This is a genomic window from Streptomyces sp. MBT53, from assembly GCF_016654115.1.
GTDB lineage: Bacteria > Actinomycetota > Actinomycetes > Streptomycetales > Streptomycetaceae > Streptomyces.
This window is the reverse complement of record NZ_JAEQAZ010000385.1, coordinates 1-3584: the sequence shown is the minus strand read 5'-3', so window position 1 is coordinate 3584 and position 3584 is coordinate 1. Positions and strand designations below refer to the sequence as shown.

General features: G+C 70.1%; 3 protein-coding genes. 2 read left to right on the top strand and 1 reads right to left on the bottom strand.

The window, feature by feature from the left end; genetic code table 11:
- Positions 1 to 1270, top strand: a 1270-nt coding sequence (locus tag JHN45_RS51270) for a SpoIIE family protein phosphatase (RefSeq protein WP_201056348.1), incomplete at its 5' end; no start/stop codon positions are given.
- A gap of 1 nt (position 1271) precedes the next feature.
- On the opposite strand, the gene JHN45_RS51265 is transcribed toward JHN45_RS51270, so the two are convergent.
- Complete coding sequence (locus JHN45_RS51265; protein WP_200717497.1) at positions 1272 to 2555, bottom strand: MFS transporter; 1284 nt, start codon at positions 2553 to 2555, stop codon at positions 1272 to 1274.
- 98 nt (positions 2556 to 2653) lie between these two features.
- On the opposite strand from JHN45_RS51265, the gene JHN45_RS51260 reads away from it, so the two are divergent.
- Entirely contained in the window at positions 2654 to 3202 is a 549-nt protein-coding gene (locus tag JHN45_RS51260) for a MarR family winged helix-turn-helix transcriptional regulator (RefSeq protein WP_093628169.1), read from the top strand.
- The last annotated feature ends 382 nt before the right edge of the window (positions 3203 to 3584 follow it).

Below are 3584 nucleotides of genomic sequence, written 5' to 3'. Positions count from 1 at the left end.
CGGCCCCGACCAGCGCATCGCCTACGTCAACGACGCCTACGTCGCCGCCTTCGGTGACCGCCCCCTGGGCGCACCCGCCCGCGAGGCGCTCCCCGAGCTCGACGAACTCGGCCTGCTCCCGCTCCTCGACCAGGTCCTGCGCAGTGGCAAGCCCCGCACCCTCAAGTCCCGCAAGGCCCCCGGCGGCCGGTCCTACACGTTCACCTGCACCCCGGTCGCCAAGAGCGCCGACGGCGGCGAGGGCGGCGTCCTGATCTTCGCCACCGACGTCAACGACGTGATCACCCTCGGCGGCGGCCGCACCGCCCTGGTCATCGGCGACGTCATGGGCCGAGGCGTCCGCGCGGCGGCCGTCATGGGCCAACTCCGCACCGCCGTCCGCGCGTACGCCCGCCTCGACCTGCCCCCGCACGAGATCCTCCAGCTCCTGGACGGCCTCGCCACGGAGATCGACGCCAACCAGATCGCCACCTGCGTGTACGCCATCTTCGACCCGAACGAGGGCCGCCTGGTGTACGCCTCCGCCGGCCACCTCCCGATCCTCGTCCGCGACGAGACGGGCACGGTCCAGCGCGCCGACGAACCCACCGGCCCCCCGCTCGGCACCGGCGGCTGGATCCACTCCTCCGGCACGATCCCGCTCAGCCCCGGCTCCACGGCGGTCCTCTACACGGACGGCCTGGTGGAACGCCGGGACGAGGATCTCGACGAGGGAATCGCCTCCCTGGAGCGCGCGCTGTCCGGCGCCACCGGCACTCCCCAGGTCGTCTGCGACCGCCTGGTCCGCTCGATGGGCGTCACCGCCGACCACGACGACGACGTCGCCGTCCTGGTCGTCCAGCACCCGACCCACACGGGCCACGACGGCGAACTCTTCCGCAACGCGGCCCTGGAGCTGCTCGGCGGAGTCGAAGCGGCCCCACGCGCGCGTGCCTTCGCCTCCGGAGTCCTCACCAGCTGGCGCTTCCCCACGGAACTGCACGACCTGGGCGTCCTGGCCGCCAGCGAGTTGGTCGCCAACAGCCTCCAGCACGGCACCCCACCCATGCGCCTACGGCTCCGCCGCACCGACCGCCGCCTCATCGTCGAGGTCACCGACGGCGACGACCACCTCCCGCGCCGCCGCCGCGCCGAACCGGCGGACGAATCGGGCCGAGGCATCGCGATCGTCGCCACGATCGCCACCAACTGGGGCTCCCGCCGCACCCCGGGCGGCGGCAAGGCGGTGTGGTGCGAGTTCGTCCTCCCGAAGACAGCGGCCCCGGTATGACCTACACGTCCGCTCCGACAGGCTCGACGGCCCCCCGAGCGACGACCAGACTCCCCTTCGCCCGCCACGGCTGATCCTGTACGGCGGTCAGCTGCCGCCCCAGCCGCACGGCGAGCACGCTGATCCCCAGCGAGAACACGAAGAACATCACGACGTACGGCCCCGGCAGCGAGGCCCCGAGCGGCCCGCCCACCGCGGGCCCGACGGCCAGTGCGAGCTGCTTCACCAGGGCGAAGGCCGAGTTGTACTGCCCGGCCATCCCCTCCGGCGCCAGATCGGCGACCAGCGGCGCGACGGTCGGCGACAGCATCGCCTCCCCGAGCCCGAACAGCGCGTACGTCGACACGAAGGCGGCCGTGGCCATCTCCTGACTCCCGTGCCCGAGCCCCGCATACCCGGCGGTGACCCACGCCAGCGCCCAGATCAGCCCGACCCCGGCGATCACCCTGGACCGCCGCCGCCGCTCGACGAACTTCAGCACCGCGAACTGCGCGACCACGATCATCGCGGTATTGGCGGCCAGCGCGGTCCCAAGGGCGGACGTGGAGATCCCGGCGGCCTCCACCCCGTACGCACTCAGCCCGGACTCGAACTGCCCGTAGCAGGCGAAGAACATGACGAACCCGAGCACGCCCAACTGCACCATGGCCCGGTTCCCGAGCAGCTGCTTCCACGCACCCTTGGCGGACTGCGAGGGCGCGTCCCCGATGACCGGCGAGTGCGGCATCCGCACGGTCGCCATCACCCCGGCGAGCACCAGGAACATCGCCGCTTCGATCCCGAACAGCAAGGTGAACGACGACGCACTGGTCGTGTCGACCAGATGACCGCCGATGAGCCCACCGACACCGAGCCCGAGGTTCTGCAGAAAGAACTGCATGGCGAACGCCCGCGACCGCGTCTCGGCCGTAGAACACTCCACGATCATCGTGGCAAGCGCCGGCTGCATCACGGCCTGCCCGGCCCCGAGCCCAGCGGCCGACACCAACACGGCCCCCGCACTCCCGGCGAGCCCCAGACTCATCGCTCCTACGGCGGCCAGGACCAGGGCGACGAGCAGAACCGGCCGCGGGCCACGCCGGACGATGGCCCGCCCGGCGAACGGCAGCACGATCAGCGCGGCCACGGCGAAGACGGCGAGGACGAGCCCCGCCGTCATACCGCCAAGACCCCGCACCTGCGCCACATAGACGTACAGGTACGGGACCGTGAAGCCGAGCCCGAACGCGCTGAGTGCGTTGCCCACGTGGATCCGGCGCATCGCTGCGCCCATCGCCCTGGTCACGTTCACCTCAATCAACTAGTTAGATCTGAAGACTTAGAAGCTAAAGAGTACATACTCAAGGACTTCAAGGCAAAGGAAGCCCGTGCCATACTGCGCGCATGGCCGACACCAGCGGCGTCCCGGAGCCGACGCTCGACGAACAGATCGCCGCCTACCAGCGCGAATTCCGGGACCTCGACCCCCAGGTCGAGAAGATCGTCTCGGCCCTGGGCCGCCTCAACCGCCGCATGAACGTCGCCTACGGCCGCCAGACCGCGAACCTCGGCATCAGCAGCGCCGACTGGGAAGTGCTCAAGGCCCTCGTCCTCGCCGGCGACCCCTACCGGATGGGCCCCAGCGACCTCGCCAAGCGCCTCGGCCTCACGCCGGCCGCGATGACCCACCGGATCGACCGCATGGTCTCCGAGGGGCTGGTCACCAGGGAGCGGGACGAGTCCAACCGCGTCCGCGTGATCGTGGAGCTGACCCCCGAGGGCCGCGGCAAGTGGCTGGAGGCGATGCGCATGGCGACGGTCTTCGAGGAGGACCTGCTCCAGGATCTGTCCCCGGACGAGCGCACGGTCCTCGGTGAGGTCCTCACCCGGCTGCTGCGTAGGGTGGAGCACGCCCAGCCGGACGCCGGCGGGCGCCTGAGCGACCTGGACTGAGCGGTCTCCGACCAGCCTTCGACTCGCCCAGGAAAAGATCTTGACAGGGGTAGTTGACACACCCCTCGCCGATCCGTAAAGTTCTTCGGGTTGCCGCCGAGCCGTAACGGTTCTCCGGCAGCACCTCCGCCGCGACAGCGGCAACTCAAACCATCCGCACGATCTCCCAACGGGATTGATTTCGGCGTGCCCGAATTCAATTCGATTTGGGCTCGGCTGTGTTCGATCAGGTCACTGGACCTCGATTGGAACTCCGCCGGGGGAATCGGCTAAGGTTTGAGACGTCGGAACGGCCCAACAGCCGGGATGGCAGCCCCCTCTGACTGGGAGTCAGGCCCGAAAGGATCTGATAGAGTCGGAATCGCCGGAAAGGGAAACGCGG